Origin of the sequence: Rouxiella aceris (genome assembly GCF_012933545.1) — a bacterium.
GTDB lineage: Bacteria > Pseudomonadota > Gammaproteobacteria > Enterobacterales > Enterobacteriaceae > Rouxiella > Rouxiella aceris.
Genome location: NZ_JAADJU010000008.1, coordinates 266,606 through 284,289 on the forward strand (window position 1 = coordinate 266,606; position 17,684 = coordinate 284,289).

General features: G+C 51.9%; 12 protein-coding genes. 8 read left to right on the forward strand and 4 right to left on the reverse strand.

All coding sequences use genetic code 11. The features are described from left to right. The first annotated feature begins 20 nt into the window (after positions 1-20). From glgC to glgP, 3 genes are all read left to right on the forward strand, one after another. A complete protein-coding gene (glgC, locus tag GW590_RS16305; RefSeq protein ID WP_169404113.1) occupies positions 21-1,304 on the forward strand; it encodes a glucose-1-phosphate adenylyltransferase in 1,284 nt (427 codons plus the stop codon). A 108-nt stretch (positions 1,305-1,412) separates the two neighbouring features. Continuing rightward, entirely contained in the window at positions 1,413-2,861 is a 1,449-nt protein-coding gene (gene glgA / locus GW590_RS16310; protein ID WP_169404114.1) for a glycogen synthase GlgA, read from the forward strand. A 65-nt stretch (positions 2,862-2,926) separates the two neighbouring features. Beyond that, entirely contained in the window at positions 2,927-5,374 is a 2,448-nt protein-coding gene (gene glgP / locus GW590_RS16315) for a glycogen phosphorylase (protein WP_169404115.1), read from the forward strand. A gap of 1,251 nt (positions 5,375-6,625) precedes the next feature. Here the strand turns inward: glgP and glpD are convergent. The 3 genes from glpD to glpG form a co-directional block, all read right to left on the reverse strand. Continuing rightward, complete coding sequence (gene glpD / locus GW590_RS16320) at positions 6,626-8,131, reverse strand: glycerol-3-phosphate dehydrogenase (RefSeq protein WP_169404116.1); 1,506 nt, start codon at positions 8,129-8,131, stop codon at positions 6,626-6,628. Positions 8,132-8,422: 291 nt separating this feature from the next. Continuing rightward, the gene (locus tag GW590_RS16325; RefSeq protein ID WP_169404117.1) at positions 8,423-9,181 is read right to left on the reverse strand and encodes a DeoR/GlpR family transcriptional regulator; all 759 of its coding nucleotides are present in this window, start codon (positions 9,179-9,181) and stop codon (positions 8,423-8,425) included. A gap of 9 nt (positions 9,182-9,190) precedes the next feature. Further along, positions 9,191-10,027: a rhomboid family intramembrane serine protease GlpG gene (glpG, locus tag GW590_RS16330; protein ID WP_169404118.1), complete on the reverse strand. Its 837-nt coding sequence runs from the start codon at positions 10,025-10,027 to the stop codon at positions 9,191-9,193. A 269-nt stretch (positions 10,028-10,296) separates the two neighbouring features. On the opposite strand from glpG, the gene rbsK reads away from it, so the two are divergent. From rbsK to GW590_RS16350, 4 genes are all read left to right on the forward strand, one after another. After that, positions 10,297-11,508: a ribokinase gene (rbsK, locus tag GW590_RS16335; RefSeq protein WP_169404119.1), complete on the forward strand. Its 1,212-nt coding sequence runs from the start codon at positions 10,297-10,299 to the stop codon at positions 11,506-11,508. A 105-nt stretch (positions 11,509-11,613) separates the two neighbouring features. After that, on the forward strand, positions 11,614-12,540 hold the full coding sequence (locus GW590_RS16340) for a dihydrodipicolinate synthase family protein (RefSeq protein WP_169404120.1): 927 nt from the start codon (positions 11,614-11,616) through the stop codon (positions 12,538-12,540). Between the two features lie 163 nt (positions 12,541-12,703). Next, positions 12,704-13,201 carry a YhcH/YjgK/YiaL family protein gene (locus GW590_RS16345; RefSeq protein ID WP_169404121.1) on the forward strand — a complete coding sequence of 166 codons (498 nt, stop codon included), beginning with the start codon at positions 12,704-12,706 and terminating at the stop codon, positions 13,199-13,201. 15 nt (positions 13,202-13,216) lie between these two features. Continuing rightward, on the forward strand, positions 13,217-14,530 hold the full coding sequence (locus GW590_RS16350) for an MFS transporter (protein WP_408014944.1): 1,314 nt from the start codon (positions 13,217-13,219) through the stop codon (positions 14,528-14,530). Between the two features lie 56 nt (positions 14,531-14,586). On the opposite strand, the gene glpE is transcribed toward GW590_RS16350, so the two are convergent. Continuing rightward, positions 14,587-14,907 carry a thiosulfate sulfurtransferase GlpE gene (gene glpE, locus GW590_RS16355; protein ID WP_169404123.1) on the reverse strand — a complete coding sequence of 107 codons (321 nt, stop codon included), beginning with the start codon at positions 14,905-14,907 and terminating at the stop codon, positions 14,587-14,589. 367 nt (positions 14,908-15,274) lie between these two features. Between glpE and malP the strand changes: the two genes are divergently transcribed. After that, on the forward strand, positions 15,275-17,683 hold the full coding sequence (gene malP, locus GW590_RS16360; protein ID WP_169404124.1) for a maltodextrin phosphorylase: 2,409 nt from the start codon (positions 15,275-15,277) through the stop codon (positions 17,681-17,683). Position 17,684: the final 1 nt, after the last annotated feature.

Here is a 17,684-nt window from a genome sequence, read left to right on the forward strand (position 1 = left end):
GCATCAGGAAGGATTCAGCTATGGCTACATTAGAATTCAATGACCGCATGATGTTGGCGAGGCAATTACCACTCAAGTCGGTAGCGCTGGTCCTGGCCGGGGGTAGGGGATCGCGGTTAAAAGATCTGACCGCGACCCGCGCAAAACCTGCAGTTCACTTTGGCGGTAAGTTTCGGATTATCGATTTTGCCTTGTCGAATTGTCTTAACTCTGGGATACGACGCATTGGGGTGATCACGCAGTATCAGTCGCATACGCTGGTTCAGCATATCCAGCGCGGCTGGTCGATCCTCAATGAAGAGATGAATGAATTTGTTGATCTGCTTCCTGCTCAGCAGCGTCACAGCACCGAGCATTGGTATAAAGGGACCGCAGATGCGGTCTATCAGAATCTGGACATTATTCGACGTTACCGCGCCGAGTATGTGGTGATCCTTGCCGGGGACCATATCTATAAAATGGATTACTCGCGCATGCTGATCGATCACGTCGAAAAAGGCGGGCAATGCACAGTGGCCTGTCTGGAAGTGCCGATCAAAGAGGCCAGTGAATTTGGTGTCATGGACGTCAGTGCCAACTACCAGATCAAGTCGTTTATTGAAAAACCCAAAAACCCGCCCTCAATTCCTGGTAAGCCCGATAAGGCATTAGCCAGCATGGGGGTCTATATTTTTAATGCGGAGTATCTTTTTCAGTTATTGGAAGAGGATCGGGCTTGCGAGGAATCCAGCCACGATTTTGGCAAGGATCTTATTCCCAAAATTACCGAACAAGGTGTTGCCTGGGCTCATCCCTTCGGTCTGTCCTGCGTCACGTCCAATCAGGATCTGCCTCCTTACTGGCGTGATGTCGGCACGATCGATGCCTACTGGCGGGCCAATCTCGACCTGGCCTCGGTAACGCCCGAGCTGGATATGTACGACCGGGACTGGCCGATTCGTTCGCATATGGAACCGCTGCCGCCGGCAAAATTTGTTCAGGATCGCTCCGGCAGTCATGGCATGACCATGAATTCGCTGGTTGCCGGGGGATGTATTGTTTCCGGCTCGGTGGTAGTGCATTCGGTGCTTTTCCCACGGGTGCGCGTGAACTCATTTTGCAGTATCGACTCCGCTATTTTGTTGCCAGATGTCAATATCGGCCGTTCCTGCCGCCTGCGTCACTGTGTAATAGATCGCGCTTGTCATATCCCGGAAGGAATGGTGATTGGCGAAAATGCAGAGGAAGACAGTAAACGTTTTTATCGTTCGGAAGGTGGCGTGGTGCTGGTAACCCGCAGCATGCTTGCCAAGCTTAAAGCCTGACATTGACGAACGCGTAATACCCAAGAAATTTGAAAATAAAGTGTGTATTTCACTTATTTCTGTCCGCCTCCCTCTGCTTGATGGAGACGATGAAAATCAGGAGCGAGAATGCAGGTTTTACATGTTTGTTCCGAGCTGTTTCCTCTGTTGAAAACCGGTGGCCTTGCTGATGTTGCCGGTGCGCTGCCCGCTGCGCAAATCGCCGAGGGTGCGGACGTGCGCGTTTTGATCCCTGCTTTTCCTGATGTGAAAAAAGGTATCGGCGACACGCAACTTATTGGCTCACTGGACACTTTTGCAGGACACGTCGATTTACTTTACGGCGTGTTCCAGGGGGTGGGGATTTACCTGATTGATACTCCGGGTCTGTACGATCGGCCAGGCAGTCCCTACCATGATCAATCCTCTCATGCCTATCCGGATAACCATCTGCGCTTTGCGCTGCTGAGCTGGATGGGTTGCGAAATGGCCTGCGGTTTTGACCCCGCCTGGAAGCCGGATGTGGTGCATTCCCACGACTGGCATGCCGGCCTGACCTCGGCCTATATTGTGGCGCGCGGTCGTCCGGCACAGACGGTATTCACCGTACATAACCTGGCATTTCAGGGGCTGTTTTTCGCTCATCACCTTGAGCAATTGCAACTGCCGCCGGCGTTTTTCCAGATGCATGGGTTGGAGTTCTTCGGGCAGATTTCTTTCCTGAAGGCCGGGCTGTTCTACTCGGACCATATCACCACCGTTAGCCCGACCTATGCCAAAGAGATCACTCAACCGGCGTTTGGTTATGGTATGGAGTCGCTGCTGCTGGAACGTCAGAAGGAAGGGCGCTTGACCGGTATTCTCAATGGCGTGGATGATGCCATCTGGGAGCCAAAAAATGACGCACTGCTGTCTGCGCGCTACAGCGCCGATGATTTGCGTGCCAAGACCATCAACAAGGCGTATTTACAGCGGGCGATGGGACTGGACGTTGACGACTCGCGGCTGGTATTTGCCGTGGTCAGTCGTCTCACCAGCCAGAAAGGGCTGGATCTGGTACTTGAGGCATTGCCGGAGCTGCTGGAACAGGGCGGTCAGTTGGCGCTGTTAGGTGCCGGTGATGCGGTGTTGCAGCAGGCGTTTCTGGCTGCGGCGGCCGATCATCCCGGCCAGGTTGGGGTACAGTTGGGCTATCACGAAGCCTTCTCTCATCGCATTATTGGCGGTGCGGACGTTATTATGGTGCCCAGCCGCTTTGAGCCTTGCGGCTTAACCCAACTCTATGGGTTGAAATATGGCACGCTGCCGCTGGTAAGACGCACCGGTGGCCTGGCTGACACTGTGGTTGATTGTGCGTTGGAAAATCTGGCGGATGGTACTGCCAGCGGGTTTGTATTTGAAGAGAGCACCGGAAAATCATTGAGTAATGCCATTCGCCGTGCTTTTGTACTGTGGAGCCGACCAAAACATTGGCGACATGTACAGCATCATGCGATGGAAATTGATTTTGGCTGGAAAGTTGCTGCACAGGCTTACCTGGATCTTTACCAGCGGCTGTGTTCCTCAGGCAAGGGTTGACATTGCTACAGGGCCGTCTTTTTTTCGCTTAACCACACCATATACAGAATTGGGAAGGTAACCATATGACTTCACCGTTTAATTACACCTCGCCTACTGTCAGCGTTGATGCGTTAAAACATTCAATTGCCTATAAACTTATGTTTATCGTGGGGAAAGATCCTTCCATTGCCAACCAGCACGATTGGCTGAACGCCACGCTGTTTGCCGTGCGGGATCGCATGGTAGAGCGCTGGCTGCGTTCCAACCGTGCACAGCTGTCACAGGATGTGCGGCAGGTTTACTATCTGTCGATGGAGTTTTTGATTGGTCGGACTTTGTCGAATGCGCTGCTGTCGATGGGTATCTACGATGATATCAAGCAGGCCCTCGATGAGATGGGGATGGACCTTGAGGTATTGATTGGTGAGGAGAACGACCCCGGTTTGGGCAACGGTGGACTGGGACGTTTGGCAGCCTGTTTTCTTGATTCGCTGGCCACGTTGGCCTTGCCGGGACGCGGTTACGGTATTCGCTATGAATACGGCATGTTTGCGCAGAATATTGTTGATGGCCAACAGGCCGAGTCCCCGGATTACTGGCTTGAGTATGGTAATCCCTGGGAGTTTCAGCGGCATAACACTCGCTATAAAGTACGATTTGGCGGCCGCCTGCAACATGAAGGCACCAAGACCCGCTGGTTGGAAACCGAAGAGGTTGTCGCCTGCGCCTACGATCAGGTGATCCCCGGCTTTGATACCGATGCCACCAATACCTTGCGTCTGTGGGGCGCGCAGGCCAGTAATGAAATCAACCTCGGCAAGTTCAATCAGGGCGATTACTTTGCGGCGGTAGAAGATAAAAACCATTCTGAAAACGTGTCTCGCGTGCTTTACCCTGATGACTCCACCTATTCCGGGCGTGAACTGCGTCTGCGTCAGGAGTATTTTTTGGTGTCGGCGACGGTGCAGGATATTCTGACCCGCCACTATTTGACCCATAAAACCATGGAGAATCTGGCAGATAAAATCGCTATTCACCTTAACGATACCCACCCGGTGCTGTCGATCCCCGAACTGATGCGCTTGTTGATTGATGAGCATAAATTTAGCTGGGAAAAAGCCTGGGATACCGTTAGCCGCGTATTCTCCTACACCAACCACACGCTGATGTCAGAAGCGCTGGAAACCTGGCCGGTGGATATGCTGGGTAAAATTCTGCCGCGCCACTTAGAAATTATCTTTGAGATAAACGATTATTTTCTCAAGCATGTGCAGGAAGTGATGCCTGATGATTCTGCTTTAAAAGCGCGGGTGTCGATCGTTGATGAAGACCATGGCCGTAAAGTGCGCATGGCCTGGTTGGCGGTGATCGCCAGCCATAAAGTCAACGGCGTGTCGGCCTTGCACTCCGATCTGATGGTGAAATCACTGTTTGCCGATTTTGCGGCGATATTTCCCGATCGTTTCTGCAATATGACCAACGGCGTCACTCCGCGTCGCTGGCTGGCGCTGGCCAATAAGCCTTTATCCGCTCTGCTGGATGATGCCATTGGTCATACCTGGCGTACCGATTTAAGCCAGTTGGCCGAGCTCAAGCAGGATATCGACTATCCGAGCTTTTTGCGGGCGCTGCAAAAGGCCAAGCTGGAGAATAAAAAGCAGCTGGCAGCCTATGTGGGTGAGAAACTCGATGTGGTGCTGGATCCGCACAGCCTGTTTGATGTGCAGATTAAACGCATTCACGAATATAAACGGCAGTTGATGAACGTGCTGCATGTTATCACCCGCTACAACCGCATTATTGATGAGCCTGATGCCAACTGGGTGCCACGCACGGTGATTTTTGCCGGCAAGGCGGCGTCGGCTTATTACGCGGCCAAGCAGATTATCCATTTGATCAACGATGTCGCCAAGGTGATCAATAACGATCCCCGCGTGCGCAATAAACTGAAAGTGGTGTTTATTCCCAACTACAGCGTGAGTCTTGCCCAGTTGATTATCCCGGCGGCCGATCTTTCCGAGCAAATTTCATTGGCGGGGACCGAAGCTTCGGGAACCAGTAATATGAAGTTTGCCCTCAATGGCGCGTTGACCATTGGTACCCTGGACGGGGCCAACGTTGAAATGCTGGAGCACGTCGGTGCCGAGAATATTTTCATCTTTGGCAACACCACGCCCGAGGTGGAAGCGCTGCGGAAAAAAGGCTACAACCCGCATGAGTACTATCAGAACGATCCCGAGCTGCACAAAGTATTAACGCAGATTGCCACCGGGACTTTCAGTCCTGAGGATCCGAAGCGTTATAGCAATGTGTTTGATAACCTGGTCAATCTGGGGGATTACTATCAACTATTGGCGGATTATCGCAGCTATGTGGATACCCAGGACAAGGTTGACGAGTTATACAAACAGCCCGATGAATGGTCACGCCGTACGCTGTTGAATATTGCCAATATGGGGTATTTTTCGTCGGACAGAACGATTGGGGAATATGCGGAGAAGATCTGGAATATTAAGCCTATCAAATTGTAATTGTAGGGGCTTGGCCCCTGTTACCCCGTTTTGACCGTTTTGACCGTTTTTTCAAAACGGGGTAATAGTTGGGGTTAATTTGATGTCGACGTCAAGATCAAGGTCAAGGTCAAGGTCAACTGCATTCGCTGCGCTCACTGGGCGCGGCGGCCCAGAGCGCCTTTATAGCTTAAAAGTCAATTTTATAGCTTAAAAGTCAATTGGCTATGAGGAGCTGTTTCGGTTTTATAATAGCAGTGGTCACCTAACCCGCTGTGCCGAACCGAGTTAAGGAGCGCTGGCCCGCTCCTTAACAATCCTGGGCCTTTTGGTGTTGTTGACTCGTCTGCTGCCTATTACCGGCTATGTTTCAGTAACCCCGAGTGTGGCACGAGCCGCGCTGCTGCGCAGTCCCCTTGCTCGGTCGGGAGCCAAAAGCGTCTCCCTCCTCTTCGCGCGGCGCCGTCTCTGAATGTGCCAGCAAACTATGTATGTCGTGCCGATTTGGCTTAAATGACAATTTCTTGGTTTAAAGGGCTATTGGCTTTAGAGGAATTGTTTCGGTTTTATAATTGCCGTGGCCACCTAACCCGCTGTGCCGAACCGAGTTAAGGAGCGCTGGCCCGCTCCTTAACAATCCTGGGCCTTTTGGTGTCTTGGATGCGTCTGCTGCCTATTACCGGCTATGTTTCAGTGACTCCGAGCGTGGCACGAGCCGCGCTGCTGCGCAGTCCCCTTGCTCGGTCGGGAGCCAAAAGCGTCTCCCTCCGCTTCGCGCGGCGCCGTCTCTGAATGTGCCAGCCAACTATGCACACCGTGCCGTTTCAGCGGCAAACTTTTTATCTTTTTATCTTTTTATCTTTCGCCTTTGACCTTTAATGTTGCCGGTTTTGCCGTAAATGTTTCCTGGCCGATTCAAAACCTACGCTGAGCGACGTGGAGCGAGACGCTTTTGGCTCGCGACCGAGTGAAGGGACCGCGCAGCGGCGTGGTTTAGGCCACGCGCCGGGGTTACTGGAAAGAACTACAACCGAGGGCAATACACACATCAACGACACCAAAAAGCTCAGGGGTCAAGGGGACTCGAGCGACTGCGAGTCCCCTTGTCGGTTCGGCACTGCGGGTTAAGTTGCCACTGCAATAATAAAACCGAAACCCTTACTACATAGCCAATTGACTTTAAAACAGAAAATTGCCATTTAAGCCAAAGCCCAACCCGATACAGCTCCTCTAAAGCCAATTGACTTTAAAACCCAAAATTGCCATTTAAGACTAAGACGCTAATGACAATGCCTTGTGTTTATGCGCCGCCAGCCATTCCCCGACACGCTGCTGCTGAGCCTGGTCCAGCCACATTCCCAACTTGGTGCGACGCCAGATGGCATCATCCAATTCGACCACCCACTCTTTTTCCACCAGATAACGCAGTTCGGCTTCATAAAATTCATGGCCGAAATGCTCACCCAGCGAGGCCAGACTATTGGCATCCGCCAGGATCAACTCCGTCTGGCTACCGTAAGTGTGGGTATAACGACGGGCCAACGACTCCGGCAGCCAGCTAAAACGCCGACGTAACTCAGCCTGATAACTGTCGCGATCGCCATTAAGCTGGCCACCAGGCAGTACGGCGTTTTTCGTCCAGGCCGGTCCGGCGTGCGGATAATACTTGGCCAGTTTCTCCATCGCATGCTCGGCCAGCTTGCGGTAGGTCGTGAGCTTGCCGCCAAAAATCGACAGCAGCGGTGCCTGACCTTGCTGGTCGTGCACGTCGAGGGTGTAATCGCGGGTGATTGCCTGCGCCGAATCCGATTCATCATCACACAGTGGACGTACGCCGGAATAGGTCCAGACAATATCGTCGCGGCTAAGCTGTTTTTTAAAGTGATCGTTATACACTTTCAACAGATAGCTGATCTCTTTGTCATCGATTTTCACCTCTTTCGGATCGCCGTGATATTCGACGTCGGTGGTACCGATAATGGAGAACTCATCCAGCCATGGAATAACAAACACAATACGGTGGTCGACGTTTTGCAGAATATAAGCCTGCGGCTCAGTATGTACGCGAGGCACCACAATATGGCTGCCTTTGATTAAACGAATGCCATACGGTGATTTCAGCTTCAGGCCATTATCAAAGAAGTTTTTCACCCACGGACCGGTGGCATTAACCAGACCTTTGGCGCGGAAGGTGAAGGTTTTACCGCTGTCGATTTCCTGCGCTTCAACCATCCACAAACCGTTTTCACGCCATGCACGGTTGACGCGCGTGCGGGTGCGGACTTCGCCACCGCGTTCTTCCACTTCCTGAGCGTTCAACACCACTAAACGCGCATCATCAACCCAGCAGTCGGAATATTCAAAGCCCTGGGTGGTTTCCGGTTTCAGCACCGAATTTTCACCAAATTTCAGCCCCTTGCTGGCCGGAAGACTGGTGCGTTTACCCAGGTGATCGTACATAAACAGACCAATGCGGATCATCCAGGCCGGGCGCAGATGAGGTTCATGCGGCAAACGAAAACGCATAGGGAAAGCAATATGCGGTGCCAGTTTTAACAGCACTTCGCGTTCGGCCAGCGCTTCGCTCACCAGGCGGAATTCATAATGCTCCAGATAGCGCAAGCCACCGTGGATCAATTTAGAACTGGCCGAAGAGGTGGCGCAGGCCAAGTCTTGCGCCTCAAGCAGCAGAACGGATAGCCCGCGGCCAGCCGCATCCGCAGCAATACCCGCACCGTTGATACCGCCACCGATTACGATCAAGTCTTTGGTTTCCACGTCATCTTCCTCCAGATGTTCGAAATAGCTCTTTAATGTTCGTTTTCGCTCATGATTGTAATCGATAAGCTACAGGCGCGCCAAGAGTTAACCAAATAAAAACATTCATGCGTGATGCAGGTAACATTTTTCGCGGACTTAAGAGAATAGAGGATGACGGTAAGATGAATTTTTAAGCATGTCTTTCGTTATTGCGCGTTTTTGGCTGGAAAGAATAAGGGGGGAGATAACCTTTGATGATCAAGCCGGCGGCGTCACGTAAAGACGTTAACACCGCCGCCAAGGCAGGATCTAGCAGAGCTCGAGTTGCACCTCGTGCTTATTAATCAGCGCCATCACGCTTTCTGGCGGTTGTTGATCGGTAAACATGGCATCGATCAGGCTCATATTGCCGAGGTTGACCATGGCATTGCGTCCAAATTTGGAATGGTCGACCACCAGCATAACGTTGCGCGAGTTTTCAATAATCGCGCGTTTGATGCGCGCTTCATGATAATCAAACTCCAGTAATGAGCCATCCATATCAATACCGCTAATGCCAAGAATGCCAAAATCGAGGCGGAACTGAGAGATAAAATCGATGGTGGCTTCACCCATAATGCCACCGTCGCGGCTGCGAACTTCCCCGCCCGCCAGCAAGATACGGAAGTCTTCTTTGGCGGTCAGCAGGGTGGCAACATTCAGGTTGTTGGTGACGATGCGCAAATTCTTGTGATTGAGCAGCGCGTGGGCCACCGCCTCCGGCGTAGTGCCGATATCGATAAACAGCGTCGCACCGTCGGGGATTTGGCTGGCCACGCGGGCGGCAATACGCGCCTTTTCCTCCGACCACATGATTTTTCGTTCGTTATAGGCGGTATTCACCGAGCTGGAAGGCAGTGCGGCCCCACCGTGATGACGATGAATTTTATTCTGCTCTGCCAGATCGTTAAGGTCGCGGCGGATAGTTTGCGGGCTGACGGCAAAATGCTCCACCAGCTCTTCGGTGCTGACATAACTCTGCTGGCGCACCAGCTCGACGATAGCGTCATGACGCTGCATTTGTTTCACCCTAATCCCCTAATTGCGTGCTTTACGCGGCGTGCGCGTATCGCAAAATGCCATGACAAGACCGACAACCAGACCAAACACATGGGCTGCGTTGGCGATGGCCAGACCCATCACATTAAAATATCCCAATACCAGCCAGGCGAGGGAGAACACCATCAGGCCCCTGGGCAGCGCAAGCTGACGTTCAGGTTTAAGCTCGCCGGTTAGCCAGACGTAGCCCATCAGCGCATAAACTACGCCAGACAGACCACCAAAATAAATCCCGCTGAAAAGCGACTGTCCCCAACCGCTGAGCAACGCCGAGATAAGCGCAATGGTGAAGAGCTTGCCGCTGCCAAGGCGTTTTTCTACCGGGCCGCCGAGATACCACCACCACAACAGGTTAAACAGAATATGCAGCAATGAAAAATGCAAAAACGCCGGGCTAAACCAGCGCCAAAGCTGCACATACTGATGGCGATCGGCGGGCCATGACAGCCAGGTCATCACTCGTTGGTCACCGTAGATCTGCTGAGCGAGATAGACCAGGATGCAGAGGACCATCACTATCATGGTCAGCGGCCCTGCCTGGCTGCGAATACGCTGCCAGTAGGAGTAGTGCTGATAGCGCAGATGAGTGTCGGTTTTACCGGTTTCCCAACTGGCTGCCTGATAGCGGGCATGCAGGGGATCTTCAAGAAAAAGGGTCAGTTGTTGTTCAACCTGATGCAGCTTTGACTCATCTTCCAGCCAAATTTGCACTTCTTGTCCGTCGGATTTGACCTGTAACTGGACCCCATATGTTGCCATATAGTCGACAAACGCCTGCGCAATGCGCGGGTTTGGCAGGCTAATAATTCTGATCATAGTGGTTCCATGGGTCCCGTAATTATTTGATTTTAAAGTTTACGTCTCATTCTATCATCCGGGCCGTGCCGCTGCCCGGCTGAGCAATAATTGATTATAACGTCAGCGGCGTCCGCTGTATGCCAGAGAAATACGTCGTTTCCTGAAGCCTGATCTCATCCTCTACGTTAATTTTTGTTTACTTCCGTTTCGCCGGTCAAGCTATGAGCAGTATCACTCTTTAATTAGGTTGCGGGCTTTATTCTGAGAATAGAAGAGGTGGGGGACATATGTTTCTTGAACAGCGTCGACAGCAGATCCTTGAGCATCTGGATAAGTACGAAAGCATGACGGTGGAGTCTCTTTCCGCCCTGTTTAGTGTAACCAGAGAAACCATCCGCAGCGATCTTAATGCGCTGGCGGCCGAAAAGCTGGTTCAGCGTTGTCACGGTGGTGCCATGGTGATCCGCCGCAGTTTGCAGTCAAAGCTGATTACCGACACCGGCGACAATTTTGAAGTGTTACTGAAACGACTGCAAAGCCAGAAAAGAAAGCAGGCCGGGCAGCAAAAAGGAAAAAACATGAAAGGTAAGGTCTGCATTCTGGGTTCATTCAACGTCGATATTGTCGCCAAGGTTGAACGCTTTCCCAAAGGCGGCGAATCCCTGCTGGCGCTCGACAGCACTCTGGGACCAGGCGGTAAAGGCTCTAATCAGGCCACTGCCGCCAGCCGCGCCGGTGCCAAAGTGCATTTTGTTTCCAAAGTGGGCAAGGATCAGTTTAGCCAGTTTGCCTATGACCACCTGAGCTCCTCAGAGATCCATTCGTTTACCCTCTACCAGTCGGAAACGGAGCCAACCGGTAACGCCATCATTTATGTCTCGCAGGAAAAGGGCGAGAACATGATTGCCATTTATTCCGGTGCTAATAAAACCATCAGTGAGGATGAAGTGGCGGCGATAGCCACCGAGTTGGAGGATTCCGAGGTGTTATTGGTGCAGTTGGAAAACAACTTTGCCGCCACGCTAAGCGCAATGAAGCTGGCCAAGGCATTGGGCGTCAAAGTTATTCTTAATCCGGCACCTTTTTCCAGTCATGCCCTTGAATGCCTGGAATACGTTGATGTGATCACGCCAAACGAGACCGAGGCTTCGCAGCTTTCGGGGATCGACGTGCAGGATCTGGCCAGTGCCAAAGAAGCGGCGCAGCGCATTGTCAGCCAGGGTGCCCAGCGGGTGATTATTACCATGGGCTCACGCGGTGCGTTGATCCTCGACGGTACTCAGTTCCAGCATATTCCGGCGTTTGCGGCGCTAAGCGTCGATACCACTGGTGCGGGTGATGCCTTTAACGGCGCATTGGCCGCCAGCATTGCCAAGGGGCAGAGTCTGGCGCAGGCCGCCACTTACGCCTCGGCGTTTGCTTCGCTCTCGGTTGAGCGGGAAGGCGCGGCCAATATGCCCGATAACGCTCAGGTGATTGCGCGTCTGGCGCAGCGCTAAGTGAAAACTTTTTTTGTGGTAGCCGTTTCAGTTTTGCGCGATTTATTCGCAGCGGCTGCGTAATCGTTTCCGTCTGCTGTTTTACAGGCACGATGAGGAGTATTTATGAAGAAGATTGAAGGTATTGTTCCGGTGATGTTAACCCCTTTCACCGCTGATAATCATATTGACTATGCGGGCCTGGGCAAGCTGATCGACTGGTATCTGCAAAAGGGCGTGGATGCGCTGTTTGCCGTCTGCCAGTCGAGCGAAATGCAATACCTGAGTCTCAAAGAACGCGTCGAGCTGGCCCAGTTTGTGGTGGAAAAAGTGGCCGGCCGCATCCCGGTGATTGCCTCTGGTCATATCAGCGATGATATCCACGAACAAATTGGCGAACTGAACGCGATGGCAAAAACCGGCATTGATGCGTTGGTATTGGTCACCAACCATCTCGACCCAAAAAACCAGGGTACTGCCGCCTTCTTTGCCACCCTGGATCAGGTGCTGAGCGCCTTGCCGGAGTCAATGCCATTGGGTCTCTACGAGTGCCCGGCGCCTTATCGCCGCCTGCTGAGCGATGAAGAGCTGACCTACTGCGCCAATAGCGGTCGCTTTGTGGTGCTCAAAGATGTGAGTTGCGATCTGGCCACTGTCACCCGTCGTGTGCAACTGGTAGCTCATACGCCACTGAATATTATTAATGCCAATGCGGCCATTGCCTATCCAGCCATGCTGGCAGGGTCCAAAGGCTTCAGCGGGGTGTTTACCAATTTCCATCCCGAGCTGTACAGCTGGTTATACCATCACGCCAGCAGCCAGCCAAAACTGGCCGAGGAACTGGCGATTTTCCTGTCACTAGGTGCCGTGACCGAGACCCTTGGCTACCCGAAAAATGCCAAGATCTACCATCAGCGTCTGGGAACTTTCGACAGTGAATTCTGCCGGGTAAATAAAGACAACGTGCTGGAAAAATTCTGGGGGTTAACCGTGCTGCTGGATCAAATTCACCGTGGCACTGAAATCTGGCAGAAAAAAATCGCGGCACTTTAAGCCGTTAGTTGATTAACCTTGAGCGCAGGCGCGCGGTGCGCCTGTATTTTTTGAATAGCCTGAGCCGATTGTTAAATAATTACCCGTCAGTTTACTACGGTTAATTGCCTGATGTTGTCACCCTACACTCTCGGTATAACTAAATATAAAAGGATTATTCAACATGATCGTATGCTGCTTACGTGATTGGGAAAACGAAAAAAACGCTTTCCATCCAATTATTAATAAAGGTATTGAGTTTATTACTCAAACTGACTTTTCCACCTTGTCACCGGGGAAATATGACATTATTCCTGAGAAAATGTTTTGTCTCTATCAGGAAATGAACACGCTACCCGCTAATGAAATGAGAGCTGAGTCTCATTTTAAGTTTGTTGATATTCAATTTCTGTTGCAAGGCGAGGAAACCATAGGTGTGGCGCGCGGTGCCGCCGATCATCAGGTGGTAGAGGACCGTGCCGAGAAACACGATATTGTGTTTTATCAGCACACCAAAAATGAATCGCTAATTCATTTAGTGCCGGGTATGTTTGCCGTTTTCTTTCCGCAGGATTTACATCGTCCCTGCTGTCATACCCATGGTGAGTCTTTTATTCGTAAAGCTGTGATTAAAATTCACCTGAGCCTGTTTGATCATGGCTTAATTATGAATAACCAATAGTGGATAATTAAAATGATGAAAGACACTACTTCTCCCCTGCATGTTACCCTGGAAAAAACCGCTCCGCCTGTTTCACGTTTGCGCTGGGGCATTATCTTTATTTTATTAATGGCGGCGATCATTAACTATCTCGATCGCGCCAATTTAAGTATTGCCAATACCACCATTGCCAAAGAGTTTGGTTTTACTTCGACAGAAATGGGCTTGCTGCTGTCAGCATTTTTATGGCCTTATGCGCTGGCAAATTTGCCCGCCGGCTGGCTGGTTGACCGCTTTGGTCCCAAAAAGATGTTCTCCTGCGGGGTCGGTTTTTGGTCAACCTTTACCGTGCTGGCCGGTTTTGTAAACGGCTATCCGATGTTTTATGCCCTGCGCATTCTGCTCGGTATCTCCGAGTCACCGTTCTTTACCTCCGGTATCAAAATCACGCACCGCTGGTTCTCGGACAAAGAGCGGGCGCTGCCTACCTCAATTATTAATACCGGTTCGCAGATTGCCAACGCCATTGCGCCGCCGATCCTGACGATATTACTGCTGACCCTGGGCTGGCGCGGCATGTTTATCGCCATTGGTCTGGCAGGGATCCCCCTGTTGCTGGTATGGCTGAAGTTCTACCGCAATCCGACGCCGCGCGAAGAAAAAGTCATTCACGCCAACTCGCAGTTGGTGCAGCAGTCGGTCAAGGACGTATCGGCAAATAATAAGGCCAGCTGGGGCGCGCTGTTCAAACATAACACAACCTGGTTTATGGTCATCGGTAACTTTTCGATTATGTTTACCATCTGGGTCTATCTGACCTGGTTGCCAAGTTATCTGGAAAAATCCCTGGGCTTCAGTCTGAAACAAACCGGCTGGCTGGCGGCAATTCCATTCCTCGCCGGGATCATGGGCGTGCTCTGCGGCGGCACCTTGTCCGACCGTTTGATTCGTCGCGGTGTGCATACCATTACCGCGCGCAAGGTGCCGATTGTGATGGGCGCGGCGCTGGCTGCCTGTTTTGTGGCGCCAATTCCGTTTGTGCATAGCACCACACTGAGTATTGCGTTGCTTTCTGTCGGCTATTTCTTTTCGCAGTTGCCACAGGGCGTGATCTGGACGTTGGCTTCCGACATTGCGCCAAAAGAACAGGTGGCGTCGATGGGGGCAATTCAGAACTTTGGTGGTTTCCTCGGTGCCGCCTGTGCTCCGATTGTTACCGGCATTATTCTCGATGCCACCGGACAGTTCACCAATGTGTTCTTCCTTGGCGCGGGTCTGCTGATGCTGGGAGCATTAAGTTACGGGTTATTTGTGAAAAAACCCATTTTAGTCACCATGCAGAAATCCTGATCTACCGACGCCCCCTGATCCAGGGGGCGTTATGCATCCATCCATAAGGTGATGCCTCAGGCTTCAATCTCCTGCGGAAACGTTTTCGACCAGGCTTCAAAGCCACCATCAATGCTATAAACCGCGTCAAATCCCTGGCTTAACAGAAACTGTGCGGCGTTGCGGCTGCTGATGCCGTGATAGCACATCACCAGCACCGGCGTCATGGCATCGGTCTGCTGCATAAAGGTGCTGATATTTTCGTTGCTTAAATGCAAGGCACCCGCAGCATGGGCGGCGTTAAAGCTCTGAATATCTCGGATATCGACCATAACCGCTGCATTTTCTTTCAGGTGATGATGTGCCTGCTCAACGCTGATTGTTTCAAACTGATCCATGCTGCTTTTGCCCCGTAATGACGTGAAACCCTGGTTAATGATGATTTGATCTCAGTGTAACCAATTCTTTGCCAGACAAGACCCGGTATTCCCTGTGGCTTTTACCTAAAATTGTTAATCTGTGGTCAATAAACGTCGCTATCCCTGAGGCATAACACCGCCGTTTTCCCTTAACCCAAGGCGATATCAGGATTTTTAGCCTGATTGCCGATGAGCATTTTTTCGCTATAGGGTTTATATATATAAGTGTCAGGGATCACGTTTTATTGCCATTTTCCTCCCGGTCAATCGCTGGTGTTATTCCGCCCTGAGCTGAAAAACGCCAGCTAGCGGTAACTTACCCAACTTAAAGGAAAGAGATTGCCCTATGCCAAAGCCTATTTTTAAGCAGGAGAATTTTCTGGCTGCCTTGACCCGTCAGTGGCAAGCCTTCGGACTGACTTCCGCTCAGGATATGACGTTGCATCAATGGTGGCATGCCGTCAGTGCGGCGGTGGCGGAACAACTGCCGCCGCGGCCCGACAGCGGCAAGGGTAGCGCCCAGGTTAAACGCCATGTGAACTATATTTCGATGGAGTTTCTGGTAGGTCGTCTGACCGGCAATAACCTGATGAATCTGGGTTGGTATGACCAGGTGGCCAAGGCGCTGGAAAAATTTGATATCAATCTCGGCAATCTGCTTGAAGAGGAGATTGATCCGGCGCTGGGCAACGGGGGCCTGGGCAGGCTGGCAGCCTGTTATCTCGATGCCATGGCTTCCGTTGGCCAGCCGGCGATTGGCTATGGTCTCAACTACCAGTACGGCCTGTTCCGTCAGAGTTTTGTTGGCGGTAAACAGCATGAGTCGCCGGATGACTGGCATCGTAATGACTATCCCTGGTTTCGCCACAATAGCGCGCTGGCGGTAGACGTTGGGGTGGGCGGTAAAATCATTAAAGACGAAGACGGAAAATCACGCTGGCAGCCCGAGTTTACCCTGCGCGGCGAAGCCTGGGATCTGCCGGTGATTGGCTACGGTAACGGCGTCTCGCAACCTTTGCGTCTGTGGGAAGCTCGCCATCTGCATCCGTTTGATCTGCAAAAATTCAATGACGGCAAATTCCTGCAGGCCGAACAGCAGGGCATTGATGCCGCCAAACTGACCAAGGTGCTGTATCCCAACGATAACCATCAGGAAGGTAAACGCCTGCGCCTGATGCAGCAATATTTCCAGTGCGCCTGCTCGGTGGCCGATATTTTACGTCGTCATCATTTCCTGGGCCGCGCCATCAGCGAGCTGCCAGATTACGAAGTGATCCAGCTTAATGATACCCATCCGACCATCGCCATTCCGGAAATGCTGCGGGTGCTGATCGACGAACATCAACTGAGCTGGGATGACGCCTGGCAGATCACCAGCCGCACTTTTGCCTATACCAACCATACCCTGATGCCGGAAGCGCTGGAAACCTGGGATGAAAAGCTGGTGCGTAGTCTGTTGCCGCGCCATTTTGCCATTATCAAACAAATTAATAGCAACTTTAAGAAACTGGTGGCAAAACAGTGGCCGGGTGACGAAGCCGTCTGGTCCCGGCTGGCCGTGCATTATGACAAACAGGTGCGGATGGCCAATCTCTGCGTGGTGGCGGGGTTTGCGGTTAACGGCGTGGCGGCGCTGCATTCCGATCTGGTGGTGAAGGATCTGTTCCCGGAATATCATCAGTTATGGCCGAACAAGTTTCACAATGTCACCAATGGCATCACGCCAAGACGCTGGTTAAAGCAGTGTAATCCGGCACTGGCCACCTTGCTTGACGAGACACTGAAAACCGAATGGGTCACCAACCTTGATGCGCTTAAGGGACTGGAAGACCAGATTAAAGATAAAAAATTCTGCAAACGTTATCGCCAAATCAAGCATGACAATAAAGTGCGCCTGGCAGATTACGTTAAACAGCATATGGGTATCACTCTCAATCCCGATGCGATTTTTGATGTGCAAATCAAACGCCTGCACGAATACAAACGCCAGCACCTGAACCTGCTGCATATTGTTGCCCTCTACCAGCAAATCCGCGATAACCCGGCGCTGGATATTGTGCCTCGCGTATTCCTGTTTGGGGCTAAAGCGGCGCCCGGCTACTATCTGGCCAAAAACATTATCTATGCGATCAATCAGGTGGCGGAGAAGATCAATAACGATCCGATCGTCGCCGATCGTCTGAAAGTGGTATTTATTCCCGACTACAGCGTATCGGTAGCGGAACTGATGATCCCGGCGGCAGACGTCTCGGAACAGATTTCGACCGCCGGTAAAGAAGCCTCGGGAACCGGCAATATGAAGCTGGCCCTTAATGGTGCGCTGACCATCGGCACGCTGGACGGTGCCAATGTCGAAATCGCCGAGCAGGTGGGTGAGGAAAATATCGTCATCTTTGGCCATACCGTCGATCAGGTGAAAGCGCTGCTGAAAAAGGGCTACAAACCTAAAACCTGGCTGAAAAAGGATAAACAGCTCAAACGGGTGCTTGATGAATTGGCCAGCGGTTATTACAGCCAGGGTGACAAGAAAGCCTTCGATTTGATGCTGCATAGTCTGTTGGCGGGCGGCGATCCCTATCTGGTGTTGGCAGATTTTGCCGAATACTGCCAGGCACAGGCTCGCGTAGACCAGCTGTATCGCGATCGTGACGCATGGACCCGCTGTACGCTGCTAAACACCGCCCGCGTCGGCATGTTTAGTGCGGACCGTTCTATTCGTGATTACCAGCAGCGTATTTGGCAGGCGAAACGCTAAG